Raw genomic sequence first — 20122 nt, 5'->3', positions numbered from 1 at the left:
AACAAGGCCGGGACCACCGGAGCCAATCGTCGGCAGAATTGTCGGCAACGGACGCGCATTCAAGGATGTCGCGTCCGCTCAACAGGTACAGCGAAATCGTGTCGTGCTCTGAGCACGATCCGGCTTCGCTCGCCCTCTCGCGCCGTGCAGAGACGCGGGATGCGCCAGATGCGCTAGATGCGCTGGATGCGCGGGATGCCACCGTGGTGGATGTGCGAGGCGCTCTCCGATTTAGGATGATAGTTCATGCGCGCCTGCGGTAAGGTGATAGCAGCGCGTCCACGTCCGATGCGCTGATCGCGCGAGGTCTCAGGCGCGATCCGGTCGATGGCGTGACCGCACCAGGAAGGTGCTCGGCTCGCCCATGGCGAAGGTTTGTCGGAGGCACGCGGGATGAATGAGGAAACACGGAGGGTGAAGCGATGAAATTTAACCCCGGACGTCATCTGACCATCGCGTCGATGGCAGTGACCATGACGATGGCGTGGGCCGGACAGGCGGCCGCTCAGTCGGTGGTGAGGCAGCCCTATCTGCAATCGTTGACGCCCAGCTCGGTCTATGTCGTGTGGACGACCGACGTGGGCACGAACAGCCGCGTGCGCTACGGCACCGATCCAGCGAACCTGACGCAGACGGTGGACCTCGGCGCGCTCGCGACCCAGCACGAGGTGTTCATCGGGGGCCTCGCCCCGGACACCCGCTACTATTACAGCGTCGGCACGTCGAGCGCGGTGCTGGCCGGCGGCTCCTCCTCCTTCTACTTCGAGACCGCCCCGCCCGTGGCCACGCCGAAGAAGTTCCGGGCCTGGATCATCGGCGACACCGGCTACAGCGGCAGCGCGCCCTGGGCGACGCGCGACGCGATGCTGAGCTTCGTCGGCGCGTACCGCCCCAACCTGTTCCTCCACATGGGGGACATGGCTTACAACTTCGGCACCACCGACGAGTTCACCAACGGCTTCTTCGCTCAGTACGCCACGATCCTCCGCAACACGGTCGTGTGGCCGACGTTCGGCAACCACGAGGGCCTGAGCTCCGACTCGACGACGCAGACCGGTCCTTATTACACCGCCTACGTGCTCCCCAGCGCCGGGCAGGCCGGCGGGGTGCCCTCCGGGACGGAGGCTTACTACTCCTACGACTACGCGAACGTCCACTTCGTCGTCCTCGACGGCTACGGCTCCTCGCGCTGGTCGACCGGCGCGATGGCGGACTGGCTCGCCGCCGATCTCGCCGCGACGGACCAGGACTGGATCATCGCGTACATGCACTTTCCCATGTACACGAAGGGCAGCCACGACTCCGACGAGGACTGGCTGATCATCGAGCACCGGGAGAACCTCGCGCCCATCCTGGAGGCGGGCGGGGTGGACCTGGTGCTCGCCGGCCATTCGCACAACTACGAGCGCTCGTTCCTGGTGGACGGCGCCTACGACACGCCGACCACGGCGGCCGGGCACATCGTCGACGGGCACGACGGCAAGCCGCTCGGCGACGGCCCCTACGTGAAGCTCCCCGGCAAAGGGGTCCACGAGGGGACGGTCCATGTCGTCGCGGGCCACGGCACCTACGTGGGCGGCGCCGGAGGCCACCCGCTCATGTACTTCAGCGAGCAGCAGAGCGGCTCGTGCCTCCTCGACGTCGAGGACAACCGGCTCACGCTCTCCAACATCCGCTACGACGGCGTGATCAGCGATCGCTTCGCCATCGTGAAGGGACCGGCCCTCGACGTCGCCGCGCCCGACGGCGGAGAGCGCCTGGCCCCGGGCGGCGTCTACCCGATCCGCTGGGCGACCTCGGGCAACGTCCCCACCGTGCGGCTCGAGTACACGACCGACGACGGCGCGACCTGGACCACGATCGCGAACAACGTCGCCAACACGGGCCGCTACAACTGGGTGGTTCCGTCCGTGGACACGTCGACGGCCCTCGTGCGCGTCTCCGACGCCCAGAATGTGCTGCTCTCCGACGAGAGCAACGCCGGCTTCACGATCCAGAGCCTCCCCCGCACGGCGGTCTACTTCGGCGATTACTGGGTTTACGACGACCAGGGCGTCGACCGGGGTACCGCCTGGCGAGGCCTCACGTACGATGACTCCTCGTGGAAGGGGGGCTGGGGACAGCTCGGCTACGGCGACGGCGGGGAGACGACGGCCCTCTACCGGGCCACGCCGTCGTATCCCACCGCGTACTTCCGCAAGATCATCCCGATCGACGGGCCCGTCGCGCAGGCGACCATGAAGCTCATCCACGACGACGGCGTGGTCGTCTGGCTCAACGGCAACCAGGTGGCATCGAGGCGCGTATCCGGCACGGCCTACGGTGACTATGCGGGGCAGGAGTCGCGCGATGACGAGCTCTCCACGGTGACGCTCTCCCCGAGCTCTTTCGTGGTCGGGAGCAACATCATCGCCGTGATGGTGAAACAGTCGGCCCCCTCCTCGACCGACCTGTCCTTCGATATGGAGCTGACGCTCACGTACGCGCCGCCCGGGGGCGGGACCAGCAGCTCGACCAGCAGCAGCTCGACCACGAGCAGCTCGACCAGCACCAGCTCCAGCGTCTCGAGCTCGACCAGCACCAGCTCCAGCGTCTCGAGCTCGACCAGCACCAGCTCCAGCGTCTCGAGCTCGACCAGCACCAGCTCCAGCGTCTCGAGCTCGACCAGCAGCTCGACCACGAGCAGCTCCAGCGCTTCGAGCTCGACCAGCACCAGCTCGACCACGGGCAGCGTCATGATGAGCAGCTCGATGAACGCGAGCAGCACGGGGTCGGGCGGCGCCGGCGGCGCGGGCCCGGGAGGTACGCCCGTGTGCAGGACCGTGCAGCGCGGCGTCTTCGGCACGGTCTGGGACGCGACGCTCTGGTCGGGCTCGGCGAATTACCAGGACGGGGCGTACACGTCGATCTACTCGGGCGGCGGCGGCACCGGGGCCTTCCGTACTGCGCTGCTCTGGTTCAACCTCTCGTTCATCCCCGCAGGCGCGCCGGTCTACTCGGCCACCTTGACGATCAACCAGGTGTACAAGATGCCGCTGACCCTCGTCCGCCTCCACCAGGCCCTCGCGCCCTGGGGCGAGACGACCGTGAGCTGGTCCAGCTACAATCAGAGCTGGGATCCGCTCAGCTTCGCGTCGATCATCTCCGGCAACGGCGCTGGCGATCGGACCGCCGATCTCACGGACATGGTGACGGACTGGGTGAACGGCGTCCCGAACTACGGGATCGTGCTGGAAGAGGACGCGACGGCTTCCACGCAGTGGCGGGCCAGCGAGGACACCACGCCGTCGCGCCGCCCGCGCCTCGAGGTCTGCTACGCAGAGTGACCGCGCGGGATAGCGCCCCGCCGGACGTCGCCCGCTGATCTCATCACCTCATCCGGGCCCAGCTACCCCAACCTCGGTTGGGTCCCAACCCGGGTCGGTTCCTCCCGCAGCGTCTCCAGGATCACCCTCCGCAAGCACGCACCGGCAGGGTCCCTGTGCGTCCGCTCGTGCCACGCCAGCCACATCTCGTGCCCGAGGTCCGCCACGGGCAGCTCGACGAGCCGGACCGGGAGGTGCGACCCGAGCGCCACGGCGACGCGACGAGGCATGAACGCCACGAGGTCGCTGCCCGCCGCCGCCATCGCCGCGGCGGCGAACCCGGGGACCACCAGGGCGATCCGGCGGACCAGGCCCTGCGCGCGGAAGGCCTGCTCGACCAGGGCGTGACCCCGACCCGGACGGCCGAGCGGGATGTGAACGTCGATGAAGCCGAGCCGCGGGAAGGCGCCCCGCGCCAGCCGCTTGCCCACGATCGGGTGATCGCGGCGGACCACCCCGACCGTCGGATCCCGGTAGAGCGGCGCGACGCGCAGCGCTGGGTCGCGCTTCCGCATCCCGATCGCCGCGTCGATCCCGCCCGCGGACAGGCCCCCGGACGCCACCAGGTAATCGACGCTCACCACGCGGAGCCGCGCGAGCGGCATCTCCCGCGCGAGCGCCGCCGCGACGGGCGGCACGTCCGCGATCTGCGAGTTGTCGGCGCAGGCGAGCGTGAGCTCCCGGGTCGACGTGAGCGGATCGAACGCCCTCCGGTGCTCGATCATGGACCGCAGCTGACCCATCGCCGCGGCGAGCTCCGGCAGCAGCTCCTCCGCCGCCGGCGTCGGCGCCATGCCGCGGCCGTCGCGCACGAGCAGCGGATCGCCGAGGAGCTCGCGCGCCCTCGCGAGCGCGTTCGACACCGCCGATTGCGTGACGCCGAGCCGCCGCGCGGCGCGCGTCGCGCTGCGCTCCTCCAGCGCAACCGCGAGCACGTGGAGCAGGTTGAGGTCGATGCTCGATAGATTCACCACGGTGATGACATCTATCACGAACCATCACTGGAGATGGCACGTGGCGCCTGCGTAGATACGGCCATGTCCACACGTGAGAGAGGCTCGACGCGCGCGCAATGCGCTCTTCTCTGGCTCGCGGCCGCCGGGCTGGCCGCCTCCGGCTGCGACGATTTCCGCCAGTGCGATCCGCCCGACCCGGGACGCCAGGCCGAGCTGCCCGCGGCGCTATCGCAGACCGGCCTCTACGCCGACATCGCCGCGGGCACGGTCGCGAGCGACGTGGTGACGTACGAGCCCGGGTTCGAGCTCTGGAGCGACGGCGCGGAGAAGCGGCGATTCCTCCGACTGCCGCCCGGGGCGCAGATCGACACGAGCGATCAGGATGCGTGGCAGTTCCCCGACGGGACCCGCTTCTGGAAGGAGTTTCGCAGGGACGGCGCGCTCGTCGAGACACGCGTGCTCGCCAAGGTGGGCTCCGCCCCCGAGGACTGGGCCGCGGTCGCCTACGTCTGGAACGCCGAGGGCACCGACGCGCTCGCGACCCCCGGCGGCGCCGACGACGCGCGCGGGACACCGCACGACGTGCCCGCGGCGGCCGAGTGCATGGGCTGCCACGGCGGGACGGAGAGCCGGGTGCTCGGGTTCTCCGCGATCCAGCTCGCCTCCAGCCAGGGCGAGGTCGACCTCCGCGAGGTCGTGGCCCGCGGGATGCTGTCGGATCCTCCGCGCCAGCCGATCGAGGTGCCCGGAGACGCCGTGGCGCGCGCCGCCCTCGGCTGGCTGCACGCGAACTGCAGCCATTGCCACAACAAGCGCCGCCCGGAGAGCGACGGGGCGCGCTGCTACGACCCGGAGCGCCGCTTCGATTTCACCCTCCGGGTCGCCGATCTCGCGTCGGTCGAGTCGACCGCCACCTATAGAACCGCCGTGGGCACGGTGATTCACGCGGGCGATCCCGACGAGAGCGACGTGATCGAGCGCGCCCGGAGGCGCGATCCGGACTGGCCCTCGATGCCGCCCCTCGGCACCGAGATCGTCGACGAGGCTGGCCTCGCGGCGCTGCGCGCCTGGATCCGCGGGCTCTAGCCCCTGGCCTCGCGCTGGCCTCCCGGCCGCGGCGCGCCGGCGCCAGCGCGGTCTTTCGTGGGATCCATGCCGTCGCGGCCCGCCCGTCCGGCTGCCCGACGGAACGGAAGCGGACGGCGCTTTCGCCACACTGAGACACTCCGCGACGCCCGCGCCAGCCGCCACGCCGGAAGCGGACGGCCTGCTCCGACGGCCCGCGCGGTCAAGGCTCGTGACGCGCTCCGGTCTCGCCAGTATGGCACATGGCTTGCCAGCGCGAGCACGAGCGCACGAGCGCGAACGCGAACGATGCCAACGAGCGGCGAGCAAAGAGACCGGCTCTCAGCGAGACCTTCCACCATCATGCCCACTCGCTTCGACAACCTGACCGCGCGCCTGCGCAGCGCGTGGAAACCGATCAAGCAACCCACCGCCCCGCGCGCCTACCGATGCCAGTGCGGCAGGCCGGTGTTCTTCCGCAACAGCCGGTGCCTGGCCTGCGATACGCAGCTCGGTTACGAGACCGAGCGCGCCAAGGTGCTGCCGCTGAAGGCCGGCCCGACCGAGGGCGCCTGGCAGCTCTGGGACGACACGGCGGACCCGCCGCGGCTCTACCGGCGCTGCGGCAACTTCGACTCGGCGTCGGGCTGCAACTGGCTGGTCCCGGTGGAAGGGCAGGAGACGCCCGCGCTCTGCGTGGCGTGCCGGCTCAACCGCACCATTCCGGACCCCGCCAACGACGAGCACCAGGCGCTGTGGCGCCGCATCGAGACGGCCAAGCGACGGCTCGTGTCCCAGCTCCTGGCGCTGAACCTGCCGGTGAAGTCCAAGGTCGGCGAGGACCCGGAGCACGGGTTCTGCTTCGACTTCCTCGCCTCGCCGCCGGACGGCCCCCGGGTGATGACCGGCCACGCCGACGGCGTGATCACCTTGAACATCGAGGAGGCGGACGACGCCACGCGCGAGCGCATCCGCGCGGCGATGCGCGAGCCTTACCGCACGCTGCTCGGGCACTTCCGCCATGAGGTAGGTCATTACTACTGGGACCGGCTGGTGCGCGACACCGGCTGGCTGGCGTCGTTCCGGGAGCTGTTCGGCGACGAGCAGCAGGACTACGCCGCCGCGCTCAAGGCCAACTACGAGCAGGGCCCGCCGGCCGACTGGCCGCAGCGCTTCGTCAGCGCCTACGCCAGCATGCACCCGTGGGAGGACTGGGCCGAGACCTGGGCGCACTACCTCCACATGGTGGACACCGTCGACACGGCGCTCAGCTTCGGCATCGACGCCGACGAGGTGGAGCTCGACGTCGAGCCCTGGGGCGCCGACGCGCTGTGGCGGCCGGACGATCCCGAGGCGAAGAGCTTCCTCGGCTTCGTGAACGCGTGGGTCGAGCTGACGGGCGTGCTCAACGAGATGTCGCGCAGCATGGGCCAGCACGACTTCTACCCGTTCGTGCTGCCGCGCGTCGCCGTGGCCAAGCTGCAGTTCATTCACCTCGTGGTGAGCGGAGCCCCTGCCCCGGCGACCGTCGCGGCCACGCCGGCCGTCAGCACGCCTGACGCCACCACGCCGGCCGCCACCGCGCCGGCCGCCACCGCGCCCGGCGCCGCCGTGCCGGCCGTCAGCACGCCCGACGCCGCCGCGCCCGCCCCGATCGCAGCCATGGCGCCCGACGCGACCTAGCCAGCACTCACCACGCCGCTGGCCCCCCGCCCGCCGTCACCCCGGCGCCTTGGGCCAGGTGAACGAGAAGCTCGCGCCGCGCCCGACGTCGGAGTCGAGCGCGATCGTGCCGCCGCTGCTCTCGATGATCTTCTTCACGAGCGCGAGCCCGATCCCCGTACCCCCCGACTTCTCGCGCGCCTGCAGGGTCTGGAAGATGACGAACACCTTGTCGTGGAAGCGCGGCGCGATGCCGGGGCCGTCGTCCGCCACCGTGAAGCGCCAGTGCGCGCCGGCGTCCGCGCAGGAGATGACGACGCGGCCGCGGGCCTTGTGATGGTGGTGCTTGATGGCGTTGCCGACGAGGTTCATGAAGACCTGCTGGAGCAGCGTCCGCTCGGCCGCGATGCTGGGCAGAGGGCCGGCGGCCTCGACGCGAAAGCCCTCCGGCGGCGACAGGAGATCCACGACCTCCTCGATGAGCGGCCCCACGGCGACGACCTCGGTGGGCACCCGGACGCGCCCCACGCGCGAGTACTCGAGGATGGCGTCGATGAGCGAGTCCATGCGCTGCACCCGGTTCCTCAGGAGCTCCAGGTTCCGCTTCGACTCCTCGGTGAGGTGCTCGCGCGTGTCGTCCTCGATCCACTGCGAGAGGTTCGCGATGCCGCGCAGCGGCGCCTTGAGATCGTGCGACGTGATGTAGGCGAACTGGTCGAGCTCGCGGTTCATCCGCTGCAGCGCCTCCGTCAGCCTCGCCAGCTCGTCCGCGCGCTGGCGGAGCGCGACCTCCGCGTTCATGCGCACCGTGACGTCGGTGCACGCGCCCGTCATGGTGAGCGGCCTGCCGCCCGCGTCGCGGAGCATGCGGCCGCGATCGAGGAGCCAGTGGACGCTGCCGTCGGGCCACACCACGCGGAACTCGAGATCGAAGTCGGCGCCCTCGCGCACGCAGCGGTCCAGCGCGGCGAGGACGCGCTCCCGATCCTCGGGGTGGACGAGGCTCGTGAACTGGTCGATGTGGCGCGCTGTCTTGCCCGCCGGCAGGCCGAAGAGCCGATCGAGGTTCTCGTCCCAGTCGAGGCTGTTCGTGGCCGGATCCCACCGGAACGTGCCTGTCGCCGAGGCGTCGAGCGCCGCGCGGAGGCGCTCCTCCTTCTCCTGGAGCGAGCGCTGCGCCTCGCGCTGCTCGGTGATGTCGTGGCAGGTGCCGAGCACGCGCGCCGGAGCGCCGTCGGGCGCGCGGGCGACCTCGATGCGCGCCTGGATCCAGCGGGTCGCGCCGTCGGGCCGGACGATGCGGTACGTCACCTCGCCCGAGGGCCTCTGGCCGACGATCGCCTCGATCTCCGCGGCGGTGCGCTGCCTGTCCTCCGGGTGGACGCAGGCCATGGCGACGTCGGGGCGAACGCCGCCTTCCTCGATGGGCACGCCGTGGATGCGGTGCTGCTCCTCCGACCAGTCGAGCTTGCCGCTCACGAGGTCCCACGACCAGCTGCCCAGGTGGGCGACCTCCTGCGCCTTCGCGAGCAGCTCGCGGCTCTCGCGCAGCGCGCGCTCGGCGCGGGCGCGCTCGATGGCGATGGCGGCGAGGCGCGTCGCGATGCGGACCACCTCCTCGTCGGCGGGGGTCGGGGCGCCGGGGGTCGACCTGTACACGGCCCAGGTGCCCAGCACCTCGCCCCTCGAGGAGACGATGGGCGTGGACCAGCAGGCCCGCAACCCGAGCGGCAGGGCCAGGTGGCGGAAGTCCTCCCAGAGCGGGTCGGTCGCGATGTCCTCCACGACGACCGGCGCGCGGCGGTGGGCGGCGGTGCCGCACGAGCCCGCGCGCGGGCCGATGAGGATCCCGTGCACCGCCTTGTTGTACGACTCCGGCATGCTCGGCGCCGCGCCGTGGAGCAGGTGGCGGCCGTCGTCGCTCGCGAGCAGGACGCTGAAGCGGCGGCCGGCCGAGTGCTCCTCGGCGTCGCGGCACAGGGCGTCGAGCGTCTCCTCGATGCCCTCGTCGAGGACGATCTTCTCGAGCACCTTGCGCTGCCAGGCGAGCAGGATCTGCTGCCGGCGCTGCTCGGTGGCGTCCATCATCGAGCCGAGCATGCGCACGGCCTTCCCGGTCGCGTCGCGCAGGACGAGGCCGCGGTCGTAGATGTGCGCGTACTCGCCGTCGGCGCGGCGGAAGCGGTACTCGTCGCTCCACGTCGTCGCGGCGCCGTCGAGGACGTCGTGAATGCCGCGGGAGACGCGATCGAGGTCGTCCGGGTGGATCCGGTTCGTCCAGCTCTCGACGCCCGGCTCGATCTCGTAGCGCGCGTAGCCGAACATGCGCTCGAAGTTCTCGTTCCACCAGACCGTGGCGGCGGCGAAGTCCCAGTCCCAGAGGGTGTCGTTCGTGGCCTTGGCGAGGAGGTGGAAGCGCTGGTCGCTGAGGCGCAGCAGGTCCTGCGCCTTGCGGCGCGGCGTCACGTCCTCCAGCGCGCCCTCGTAGCGCACGACGCGCCCGGTCGCGTCGCGGAGGGCGCGCGCGGTGATGCTGACCCAGATGCGCACGCCGTCGAGGCGCACGAACTCGATCTCGTGGCCGTGGACGGAGCCCTCGCGGTCGAGGATGCCCATGATCTCGTGCCGCTTGGCCGGGTCGGCGTAGAAGGCCGGGACGGGCATGTCGAGGAACTGCGTCTGGTCCGCGTAGCCGAGGAGGCGCGCGAAAGCGCGGTTCGCGTCGACGAAGCGCCCCTCGGGCGTGGTCGTGAAGAGCGCGACGGGGCAGCCGGCGTAGAAGGAGGCGAGGCGTTCCTCGCTCGCACGCAGGGCGAGCTCCGCCTCGGCGCTGGATCTCTCCGGGTGCGTCTTGAATTCGGGGGGGGTGAGGCGGACGTCGTGGCTCATCGGGGGGGCTCTCGCGGCAGGGCACCTTCCTTTGAGGGCGGATCCATACGACGGCAAGCGCGATGCGGTGGCAAGCGCGATGCGGCCGATCGCGACGATTGTCCGGCGGGACGGCCGCGCTCGCTGCAGCGCGCCGGGGCACATCGGCGGCGCTGCGGGGACGCATGGCCGGGCTTCCATGGCCGGGGCCCGTGTGCCGAGGAGAGGAAATGAGCCCGTCACCTTCGCGATGCTGAATGAGACGCCTGGGGACACGCACCTGAGCGGGGCATGCGAGCGATGTCACTCAACATCTCGTGTCTCCTCTTGCTGGTCGCCTGCTCCGGCTGCGGGCCAGGCGCCTCGACCGGAAACACATCGGGCTCCGGAGGAAGCGGCGGCAGCGGCGGTTACCTCAGCGGCTCCGGCGGCGCGGGGGGCGGCGGCGGCAGCGGCGGTTACCTCAGCGGCTCCGGCGGCGCAGGGGGCGGCGGCGGCAGCGGCGGTGGCCCCAGCGGCTCCGGCGGCGCAGGGGGCGGCGGCGGCTCCGGCGGTGACCCCAGCGGCGCCGGCGGCGCAGGGGGCGGCGGCGGCTCCGGCGATGACCCCAGCGGCTCCGGCGGCGCAGGGGGCGGCGGCGGCTCCGGCGGTGACCCCAGCGGCGCCGGCGGCGCAGGGGGCGGCGGCGGCTCCGGCGATGACCCCAGCGGCGCCGGCGGTGGTGGCGGCTCCGGCGGCTCCGGTGGAAGCGGCGGCAGCGGCGGCTCCGGCGGCCCTGAATTCCGCTCTACCTGCGGCACGTCCGGCAACCTCCTCGATACGCCGGAAGCGTTCCTCGATCTGGGACACATCGACCCTGTGCGCCGGCTCTTCGTCTCCGGGGATCGCTTCCTGAGCTGGGACTACGACCGCTGGATCCTCTGGGACACGGCGGCCCGCGCCGCGATCGCCGACGGTCATGCGCCCGGCGGCATCGACTACGAAGATCCCATGGAGCCGCCGCCGGAGCTCCCAGGAGGCGTCGAGCTCCGCGGCGAGCTCGTGCTCGTCCAGACCAACCCGCTGCACGCCTTCGACCTGCGCAGCGCCGTCGACGGCTCGCTGCTGGCAACCGTCTCCGCCGAGTACGACCGGGTGGGGCTCGCGAGCGACGGGAGCTATGCGTGGACCCTCGACAACTACCGCGATCTCACCATCTGGAGCCCCTCCGGGGACGAGGTGCTGTCGACGACGGTGAGCCGCCCCGGCCCGCTCCATGCCGCCCCCGACGCGGTGCGCATCGCGCAGCAAGGGATCGGCGCGCTGCCGATCGAGGTCGTGCCGGTCGACGGCTCGCCACAGACGTTGACGCCCACGTTCTCGGGCACCTTCCACGCGTGGTCCGCGGACGGAGCGCGCTTCCTCACCACGGCCGGCACCACGGTGCGGGTGTACTCGAAGGCCGGCGTCCAGGAGAGCATCGTCTACCTGCCGACCATCGAGGGGCTCTCGGCGACCGGGGATTACCTCTGGACCTACCAGGGCAATATCCCGGGCTACCCGCTCAAGATCTACCGGATCGGCGGAGGGAACATCCCCGTGGCGGAGTACTCCTATGGCTCGAGCACGGCCGTCGTGCCCACCGAGCGCGCGATCGCCGTCATCGACTATGGGCGATCGAAGTTCGAGGTCATCGATCTCGGCGGCGCCGAGATCACGCGAATGGAGCACACGATCGCGCGCGAGACCACCAGACTGGCGCACATCGACGGAGGTCTTCGCTGGGCGGTCACGGCCCAGGGCAACACCATCGCGCAGCGGGGAACCCTGGCCGACCCCGACGCGACCGCGACCTTCGGCTGCGGACCGTCGATCCTGGACGCCTCGGCCTCCGGACACGTCGCGATCGCGACGACCTCGGGCGTGGCCGTGATCTACGATACAGCCGATCTCGACGCCGGTCCCACGATGTCCCTCTCGCTCAAGAGCTCTCACGTCGAGCTCTCGGCCGACGGACGCCTGCTCGTCGCGCACGACGCCATCAGCTCGCCGGACAGCGACCTCCGGGTCATCTCCCTGACCGACGGCGCGGAGCTGGCCTTGCCCGACGTCGGGGGTAGCCTGATCGACTTCTCCCTTTCTGCGGGCGGGACGACGCTGGGCCGCATCTATTTTCCTCCCGCCGACACGCCCGGAAGCGGCCCTCGCATCGTCAGCGACGTGAGCGGGGAGACGGTGTTCTTCCAGAGCAACGGACCCGGGCAGCTGCCGGTCATCTCCCCCGATGGCCAGCATTTCCTCCTGGCGGACAAGGGGCCCGGGAGCAGCGGGTGCGGGTTCACCCAGTTCTACGAGGAGGGGGTGCTCGTCAACGTGGTGCCCGGCTGCGCGATCGGATGGGTCGACGACACCCGCGCGCTCGTCCAGACGTACCGGCGCAACACCTCGGATCGATGGGAGTATGAGGCGTCCACCCTGTACGACCCGACCGGCAACGTGGTCTCCACGCCGGCGCTGCCGCCCATCACCACCAGGCAGCGGGGCAACATGAGCGGCGGCATCGTCTCCGTCTCACCGACGGCGATCCACGTGCGGGGCGGGAGCACCATCCACGATGTCGAGACCGGTGCCGTCGTGACGACCCTCCCTGTCGCCGGCCTCCTCGCCGCTGACCACGTCGTCTATCTCTGCGGCCGCGGGGTCTGCGCGACCCGGTACTGAAGGCCCAGCCCGCGCCGGGTCGGGTCCCGACCCCTACGGCACATCCATCAAGGACAGATTGACCGCATCGCTGACCTCCTCCGCGCGGATGTCCTCGATCATCGCGTCGAAGTCGTGCCAGTAGCACATCTGATTCTCGTCGATCCCCAGCTGATCGTACCCCGGGAGCCCGTGGTTCGTGAGCAGGATGATCATGAGATCTCGCGCTGGATCGGGGTCGATCACGAGGAGCGTCCCGGCGCCGCCGGTCTTGCTGTAGGCGACCGTCGACGTGTGATCGCCGCCGGGCCACGCGCCGGGGTCGTACATCTCCCACCCGTACCCCTTGCCTGAATAGAACAGGTTCTGCGCGAACGTCGCGGCCGGCGTCGGGAGCCCCAGATCGCCTGTCTGCAGCGTCGTCATGCTCCTTACCGCCTGCCGCGACATCACCCGTTCCCCGGGACAGAGGGAGAGGATGGGGTTGCAGAGCACGTCCAGGCCCCGGACGTGAACGCCCCGGTTCAGGAGCACCTGCGCGAACTTCGCCAGGTCCTCCGCGGTCGAGAACAGCCCGTCGCACCCGGTGAGGTGGTTGTGCTGGCCGTTCCCCGTGTTCTGCTCGATGTCGTAGTCGGTCTCGTCCTGGACCTCGCCCCGCAGGTAGCGCCCGCGCGCGCTCGACCAGGCCGTGCCGACGAAGCGGTCGCACTTCGCCGGCATGTGGACCTTCGGCCTGTAGGACGTGCTCGACATGTCGAGCGGATCGAAGATGTACTCCTTCATCAGGCCCTGCAGCGATCTGCCGCCGACCTCCTCGAGGGTATGGCCGAGGATGCGAAACCCGAGATCGCTGTAGAGGACCTTCTGGGCCGGCGTGTAGAGCAAAGGGGCCGTGAGCATCGTGCGCCAGCGGTCGTCGGCGCCCACGATGCCGCCGGCGTCGATGTCCTCGCCCGACGCGTAGCGCATCAGGTCCCTGAGGGTCACGAGGCGCTTCTCCGGGCTCGACGCGTCAGCGAACTCGGGAAAGTACTTCACGACGGGGTTGTCGACGCTGAAGCCAGGGAATCGCCCGGACTCCTGCATCCTCATCGCCAGGAAGACGGTGAACGGCTTCGTCATCGACTCCAGGTCGAAGATCCCGTCGCGCGGCATCGGCGGCGACGGCATCTCTGGCCAGCGCTCGTTCGACCCGTCCCTCTCGCCTCGCGCCTCGTGGAGCACGATCCGCCCGTGGCGCGCGACGAGGAGGACGGCGCCGTTGATGTCGCCGTCCGCAATCGCGTCCTCCAGCGCCAGGGTCGCGCCGCGGAGCGCGGCGCTGCTCATGTTCACCGACTCCGGAGCCGCGCGCTCGAGGCTGCGCGGCCACACGCCGCTCGACGGCTGAGAGACGAGGGCGTGAGCGACGTCCGGCGCGCCGAGGCATGCCAGGACCGCCACGGAAGACACGAGGAATGACGTCGTTCTCATGGATGGTGCCTCCTCGCCAGTGCTGCTGGCGGCGAAAGGACGAGACCTTCATGATAACTCGCGATCGAGCGCGTCAGCCAGGGGGTTTGTACCGATATCCTTCGGCACGCGCACGCGCACGCGCGCGCGCGTTCTTTCAGCGAGGTACACGCGCCGCGAACACGCGATATCAAGGCGAAACGAGCTCCCATGTGCGAAGGCGCCGCCGCCGAGCGCACGTGTCCGATGCGCGTTCGCCAACGATCACGATGTCAGATGTCGCGCAGGTCACAGGGTGTCAGTCAGGTGCTCCCCGACCGCCCTGCTCCGGCCTGACGCGGCGCGATATCAGCGCCGCGGCGCGGGCTCGCCCGGCCGGCCAGCGCCCGCGGGGCAGTCGCGATCGTCGCGTTCGTCGCGCTCGTCCACCACGCGCTGAGCCGCGCCTACCGCCGGTGGAGCCGCTGGAGTCGCTTCACGAACTCCGGCTTGAACACGCCGTCGACGCGGATCGAATACCGGAAGAACGGGTCCGCCTCCACGCCGTGGTAATCCATGTCGTTGAACCAGTAGATGGGCGCGCGCACGACCGTGCGCTCCTCCCCCTCCCTGTCGCAGACGTAGAATCGCTTGTCGCCGCGCGGGTCGAAGGAGATCGACTGCGCCGCCCCGAGCGCGCTCCCCGGCTCGGTGTCGCGGTGCGCGGGCGCGTGATCGTTCGCCTCCAGGCCGAAGAGCACGCACCGGCCGATCTCGACGAACGGCAGGCTCCGGATGAACTCGACGGTGCGGGGGAATACCGCCCTCGCCTCCTCCGAGAAGTCCTTTCCGGCGCCCGAGTGCTTGTCTTCCCAGCGATCGTTCTCGAGGAGGTGATAGCAGACCTTCCAGGGGAAATAGACGCCGTAGCGGTACTTCAGGTAGAGCATCTGCGCCCGCGTCAGCGGGTGTTCGGTCTCGTCTCCGAACGTGTACTCGCGTCGCCGATCCAGGTCGAAGGCGGCCGGGTCCTCGCCGAGCGCGACGAAGTCGCGGAACTCCTCGCGCGAGAAGCCGCCGATCACCTGCCCGTAATCCACGTACGGGTCCTCGTGCACCCACGGGGCGACGACGCCCATCCATTTCAGGCTGCCGCCCGTGTACGAGGGCTCGACGCGGCAGAGGCCGAGCACGATCTCGCGATCGAGCTCCGCGAAGCAGGACGTGTCGATCAGCGGCGACAGGTCGACATAGGGGCGGCCCCACAGGCCGCAGAGCTTGCTCATGCCGTCCTCGCGCCGAGGGCCGAGAGGTACCTGCGCGCGACCATCCCGTCGAACGCGTGGACGCCGTCCTCCACCATGGCGTACGCCGACGGGGCGTACCCCGGGGCGCGGATCCCGCGCTGCTGGCGCTCGCAGATCGCGCGGTCTTCCCGGTTCACGGCGTCCCAGAAGGCGAAGACGTCGCCCGGAGCGAAGCCCGGGACGAACGCCGCGGGGTGGAAGTACGTGTCCGCGACCACGAGCGTCCGGTCGGGAGCGCGCGGCGTGAGCCGGTAGGTGAGCAGGTAGTCGGGCTGAAGGCTCGTGAGCAGGCCCGGAAACAGCATCGCGTCGCGCACGCGCCGCCGCTCCGCCTCGGGGACGACCAGCGGCCGCGCGCCGCGCGCCGCGCTGGTCGAGACCGTCTCGGCGCCGGGCGCGAGAGCCATCATCCCACCGAGCCACGGGCCGCCCGCGCCGCCCGTGCCCCACGAGACCGCGTCGTCGCACGGGGTGAGCCGCTCCAGCCCGGGGTGCACGCGCGGAAAGTGGTGCGACTCCTGGAAGTTCTCGACGCAGAGCTTCCAGTTCGCGGCGACCTCGTACTCCACCCGCCTGCCCCGCCGCAGCGAGCGCAGCTCCGGGCGCGAGAGCCACGGCGGCACGTCGCCGAGCGCGCTCTCCAGCGCCGGCGCCCCGGGATCGAGCGTCACGAAGAGGAAGCCGAACAGGGCGCCCGCCCGCGCGCGGAGGAGCCCGTGCGCGCCGCGGTCGAAGCCGGGCGGCGCGTGGGGCGCCGCGCGCAGGGCGCCGGAGAGCTCGTAGGTCCAGCCGTGGTACGGGCACTCGAGGTGATCGAGCCGGCCGCACGCGCCCTCGACGAGCGTCGCCGCCCGGTGGCGGCAGACGTTGTGGAACGCGCGGAGCTCCAGATCGGCGCCGCGGACGACGAGGACCCCCGCCGGCGTGAGCGGCGCGAGCAGCCACTCTCCGGGGCGGGAGAGCTCGTCCTCCCGCCCGACGCAGAGCCAGGAGCGCCCGAAGATCTCGGCCTGATCGAAGGCGAAGACGTCCTCGTCCCAGTAAGCGCGCGCGGGCAGCGGGCGGGCGCTGTCGAGCGGCGCGAGGACGGCGTGGAGATCGGCTGAGGAGAGCGGGAGTTCCGGCAAGCGGGGCGATGCTACCAGAACGCGCAGGGCGACGGGCTCCTCGCCCGCCGAGGAAGCGGCCGGGCGCGCGCTCAGGCCGCCCGGGGGGCGCTGCGCCTGCGTAGACCGCGGATCAGCACGCGAACACGCCGCCGGCGCTGCACGAGTAGTAGCACTCGTCGCAGTTCAGGCACCTATCGTAAGGGTGGTACAGGGACGCTCCGTCCGGATGGGCCGCTATGCACCTGTCGATGCAGGCCGAGTCCGCGCAGGTCACGGCGCATTGCCTGAAGTAGATGCACTCGTCGTTGCTGACGCACGCCGCGAGCTCGTCGGCGCAGCTCCCCTGGTTCGCGCACGCGACGCACCCGGTCGTCCCGCTGCCGCAGCTGTGGAGACCGTCGCAGGTCCCGGCGTCCTTGCAGTCGTTGACGTCGGTGCCCTCTTCGCAGAGCCCGGTGCCCTCGGGCTCGTCGCACTCGCCGTTGTTCTTGCTCGCGCAGGGCGCGACCGCGCAGTCATTGACGTCGGTCCCCTCCGCGCACCGCTTGGTGCCCTCGGGCTCGTCACACTCGCCGTTGTCCGTGCTGTCGCAGGTGGGCACCGCGCAGTCCTCCATGTCTGTCCCCTCCGGGCACAGGCCAGTGCCCTCGGGCTCGTCGCAGGCCCCGTCTCCCACGTGGTCGCACGACGGGGGCTCGCAGTCCTCGGTGTCGGTGCCCGCCGGACAGAGGCCGGTGTGCCCGGGTTCGTCGCAGACGCCGTTGCCTGTGTACGGGCAGAAAGACTGGCAGTCGACGGGGTCGGTGCCGTCCGGGCACCTGCCGGTGCCCCCGGGCTCATCACAGGTGCCGTCGCCCTCGCTGGGGCAAGGATCTTGCTCGCTCGGCTCGAGGCAGCCGAGGAGCGCCGCCGCCGCCACCTCGCACCCCTCCGCCGCGTGATGGCCGTCCACGCACCGGCCCTCCAGGCGGACGCAATCGATGTAGGCCGTGTGCTCGGCCTGGCACCGCTCCTCTGCCTGCTGCGCGAGCGCGCCCTGCTCGGCCTCGCACAGGCCACCTTGGTCCCCGGAGCAGCCCTCGCAGGCACAGCGCGCCTCGCAGACCGTCGCATACACCGGCTTCCCGCTCTCGCCGCCCTCCGAACCGGCACAGGCCGCAAACAAACCGGCGAGGGCTGCTGTGGTCATCACGTGTCTGACACGCATCGTGGTCTCCTCATCCTCTGGCTGAGCGAAAGGTCATCGCGGCGAGGCGCCAGGGGGCCGCCGCAAGCCGGCAAAGGAAAACGACATGCTGGCGCTGGAGGCTCCAGGTACCCTTCTCCGGCGCACACCGCGCTCGACCGCAGCTCGCTTCGAATGCAACTGTAAATTTCGGTTAGAAGAGAAACGGCTACCTATACCAGCCTGCGAAGCGGCCGGTCAATCGTCGAAGTGGCGCTCGGTCCGAGAGGAGCGGAGTGCACGGCCCGAACCAGGTCGGGACAGGTACGGGCAAGGGGGTACACAGCGCAGCTCCAGCCAGCGGCCATGCCGCATGCCGCGATGGGCGATGCGCGCGGCGCGCTCTGACACCTCGTCAGGCAAGTTCGTCCCTGGGCGCACATGAGGTCTCGCCGAGTCACCGAGCCAGAGAGCCCCTGCTCGTCGCGCGGCGCGGGGGCCCCTGCCGGACTCGGGTCCCCTCGCCCCTGCGGCGTGTTCTGGACCGCTCATTCTGGAATGAACTGTCCAGCATGAGCCGCGGGAGGAGGGCAGCTGGGCGACGGGCGGAGAATAAGGACGTTGCTACCCGCAATGAGTCATCCGTTATTGCGGATCGAGCGCGGCAACCAGGAGCGAACGCGGCAGTCGCGCAGACGCCCGTCGGAAAGCTGCTGTTTTCGTTCTCGACCGGGAGAGAGGGCGAGCGCGGGGGAGGTCGGGTGCGGTTAGCCGGATGCTCCCCGCATGAAAGAGCCGAGACGGCGCAAAGAGGCGTTGGCTTCCGTGCCGTTTCGGCAGAAGATGTGCGCGCAGATCACGAGGCGGGGCCGTACACCTCCGAGAACCCGGCGCCGCGTCACTGGACCCTTATCTGCTGGAGAGCTGCGGATGAAGAAGCGATCTTTGGTGTGCCTTTTTGTGCTCGGTTTGATGACGACCGCAGCGTGCGGCGATGATGAGTCGACGACGCCCCCGGGGACCGGGGGCGGCGGGGGCCTGGGTGGCGCGGGGGGCGGCACCACCACGGCAAGCAGCACGACGGGTACCGGCGGCGACGGCGGCGGCACCACCGGCGGCGGCGACGGCGGCGGCACCACCGGCGGCGGCGACGGCGGCGGCACCACCGGCGGCGGCGACGGCGGCGGCACCACCGGCGGCGGCGACGGCGGTGCGGGCGGCGGGACCACGACCACCACGGGTGCCGGCGGCGACGGCGGCGACGGCGGCGGCACCACCACCACCACCACCACGACCTCCGCCACCACGGGCACCGGCGGCGACGGCGGCGGCACCACCACCACCACCACCACGACCTCCGCCACCACGGGCACCGGCGGCGACGGCGGCGGCACCACCACCACCACCACCACCACGACCTCCGCCACCACGGGCACCGGCGGCGACGGCGGCGGCACCACCACCACCACGACCTCCGCCACCACGGGCACCGGCGGCGACGGCGGCGGCACCACCACCACGACCTCGGCCACCACCACGACCTCGGCCACCACCACGACCTCCGCCACCACGGGCGCTGGCGGCGGCGACGCCGGCGACGACGGCGCTCCCTGCACGGAAGACGCCGAATGCGACGACGGCTTCTGCCTCACCGAGACCCTCGACGGCCTGCCTTCCGGCTACTGCACGGGCCTGTGCGAGGCGGACAGCGACTGTGCCGGCGGCGGCGTCTGCGTCATGACGACCAGTGGAATCGGCATCTGCTTGGCCGCGTGTACCACGCCGGCTGAGTGCCGCACCGGCTATACGTGCGACGACGAGCTCTGCCAGCCGGCCTGCACCAGCGACGCGCAGTGCCCGGAGGTGGGCGTGTGCGATGAGGCAGAGGGCATCTGCGGCGCCCCGGCGAGCCCGGACGGCACCAGCTGCGCGGCGGACGACGAGTGCGCCAGCGAGATCTGCGCCACCGAGCTCGACTACGGCTGGCCCGGCGGCTTCTGCACGGGCCTGTGCGCGGAGGACAGCGAGTGCAACGGCGGCATCTGCGACCCCGTCACCGGCCTCTGCTTGACCACCTGCACGACGGCGAGCGACTGCCGCGCCGGCTACGTGTGCTGGGAGGACGGCACCTGCTGGCCGGGCTGCACCAGCGACGCGCAGTGCACGCTGGAGGGCGCCACCTGCAATCCCGAGTCGGGTCGATGCGACCCGGCGCCCGGCGAGGCCGCCGACGGTGCGCCGTGCAGCGCCAACGCCGACTGCATGGGCCTCATCTGCATCAGCGAGGCCAGCGAGGGCTGGCCCGGCGGCTACTGCACGAGCGGGTGTGATCCGGAGCTCAACGACTGCGCCGACGGCTCCGTCTGCGAGATAGCGACCTCCGCGGGCGACGCCTTCTGCTTCACCGCGTGCACCTCATCGAGCGACTGCCGCGAGGGCTACGAGTGCAGCTTCGGGAGCTGCTGGCCGGAGGAGTGAGCCATCGACGATGAGCGCCTGCAGAGGCCCGTGC

The 20122-nt window shown here is 71.0% G+C and carries 11 protein-coding genes; 5 read left to right on the top strand and 6 right to left on the bottom strand.

Features of this window, described 5'->3' with window-relative positions; all coding sequences use genetic code 11:
* Positions 1–461 precede the first annotated feature (461 nt).
* On the top strand, positions 462–3326 hold the full coding sequence (locus tag WME85_RS20260; protein ID WP_437840335.1) for a DNRLRE domain-containing protein: 2865 nt from the start codon (positions 462–464) through the stop codon (positions 3324–3326).
* Between the two features lie 62 nt (positions 3327–3388).
* Here the strand turns inward: WME85_RS20260 and WME85_RS20255 are convergent, their stop codons facing one another.
* Entirely contained in the window at positions 3389–4357 is a 969-nt protein-coding gene (locus WME85_RS20255; RefSeq protein WP_437840334.1) for a LysR family transcriptional regulator, read from the bottom strand.
* A gap of 45 nt (positions 4358–4402) precedes the next feature.
* On the opposite strand from WME85_RS20255, the gene WME85_RS20250 reads away from it, so the two are divergent.
* Positions 4403–5407: a hypothetical protein gene (locus WME85_RS20250; protein ID WP_437840333.1), complete on the top strand. Its 1005-nt coding sequence runs from the start codon at positions 4403–4405 to the stop codon at positions 5405–5407.
* Positions 5408–5749: 342 nt separating this feature from the next.
* Entirely contained in the window at positions 5750–7069 is a 1320-nt protein-coding gene (locus tag WME85_RS20245; RefSeq protein ID WP_437840331.1) for a zinc-binding metallopeptidase family protein, read from the top strand.
* 36 nt (positions 7070–7105) lie between these two features.
* On the opposite strand, the gene WME85_RS20240 is transcribed toward WME85_RS20245, so the two are convergent.
* Positions 7106–9937, bottom strand: coding sequence for a PAS domain-containing protein (locus WME85_RS20240; RefSeq protein WP_437840329.1), 2832 nt, complete (start codon positions 9935–9937; stop codon positions 7106–7108).
* Positions 9938–10216: 279 nt separating this feature from the next.
* On the opposite strand from WME85_RS20240, the gene WME85_RS20235 reads away from it, so the two are divergent.
* Positions 10217–12616, top strand: coding sequence for a hypothetical protein (locus WME85_RS20235; protein WP_437840328.1), 2400 nt, complete (start codon positions 10217–10219; stop codon positions 12614–12616).
* 33 nt (positions 12617–12649) lie between these two features.
* Here WME85_RS20235 and WME85_RS20230 read toward each other — a convergent pair whose 3' ends face one another.
* From WME85_RS20230 to WME85_RS20215, 4 genes are all read right to left on the bottom strand, one after another.
* Positions 12650–14071 carry a serine hydrolase domain-containing protein gene (locus WME85_RS20230; protein ID WP_437840327.1) on the bottom strand — a complete coding sequence of 474 codons (1422 nt, stop codon included), beginning with the start codon at positions 14069–14071 and terminating at the stop codon, positions 12650–12652.
* A gap of 425 nt (positions 14072–14496) precedes the next feature.
* Positions 14497–15315, bottom strand: coding sequence for a hypothetical protein (locus WME85_RS20225; protein WP_437840326.1), 819 nt, complete (start codon positions 15313–15315; stop codon positions 14497–14499).
* Positions 15312–16463: an aromatic ring-hydroxylating oxygenase subunit alpha gene (locus WME85_RS20220; protein ID WP_437840324.1), complete on the bottom strand. Its 1152-nt coding sequence runs from the start codon at positions 16461–16463 to the stop codon at positions 15312–15314. The genes WME85_RS20225 and WME85_RS20220 overlap by 4 nt, the downstream gene beginning before the upstream one ends.
* Positions 16464–16575: 112 nt before the next feature.
* Positions 16576–17652, bottom strand: coding sequence for a latent transforming growth factor beta-binding protein (locus WME85_RS20215; protein WP_437840322.1), 1077 nt, complete (start codon positions 17650–17652; stop codon positions 16576–16578).
* 930 nt (positions 17653–18582) lie between these two features.
* Here WME85_RS20215 and WME85_RS20210 point away from each other — a divergent pair.
* A complete protein-coding gene (locus tag WME85_RS20210) occupies positions 18583–20088 on the top strand; it encodes a hypothetical protein (RefSeq protein WP_437840321.1) in 1506 nt (501 codons plus the stop codon).
* The last annotated feature ends 34 nt before the right edge of the window (positions 20089–20122 follow it).

This window comes from Sorangium sp. So ce1153 (assembly GCF_051521595.1).
Taxonomy (GTDB): Bacteria; Myxococcota_A; Polyangia; order Polyangiales; family Polyangiaceae; genus Sorangium.
This window is presented reverse-complemented; position numbering and strand designations above follow the sequence as displayed.

Coding starts and splice junctions, on each gene's coding strand:
- WME85_RS20260 (WP_437840335.1), top strand. CDS start 462: ATGGCAGTGACCATGACGATGGCGTGGGCCGGACAGGCGGCCGCTCAG.
- WME85_RS20250 (WP_437840333.1), top strand. CDS start 4,403: ATGTCCACACGTGAGAGAGGCTCGACGCGCGCGCAATGCGCTCTTCTC.
- WME85_RS20245 (WP_437840331.1), top strand. CDS start 5,750: ATGCCCACTCGCTTCGACAACCTGACCGCGCGCCTGCGCAGCGCGTGG.
- WME85_RS20240 (WP_437840329.1), bottom strand. CDS start 9,937: ATGAGCCACGACGTCCGCCTCACCCCCCCCGAATTCAAGACGCACCCG.
- WME85_RS20235 (WP_437840328.1), top strand. CDS start 10,217: ATGTCACTCAACATCTCGTGTCTCCTCTTGCTGGTCGCCTGCTCCGGC.
- WME85_RS20230 (WP_437840327.1), bottom strand. CDS start 14,071: ATGAGAACGACGTCATTCCTCGTGTCTTCCGTGGCGGTCCTGGCATGC.
- WME85_RS20225 (WP_437840326.1), bottom strand. CDS start 15,315: ATGAGCAAGCTCTGCGGCCTGTGGGGCCGCCCCTATGTCGACCTGTCG.
- WME85_RS20215 (WP_437840322.1), bottom strand. CDS start 17,652: ATGCGTGTCAGACACGTGATGACCACAGCAGCCCTCGCCGGTTTGTTT.
- WME85_RS20210 (WP_437840321.1), top strand. CDS start 18,583: ATGACGACCGCAGCGTGCGGCGATGATGAGTCGACGACGCCCCCGGGG.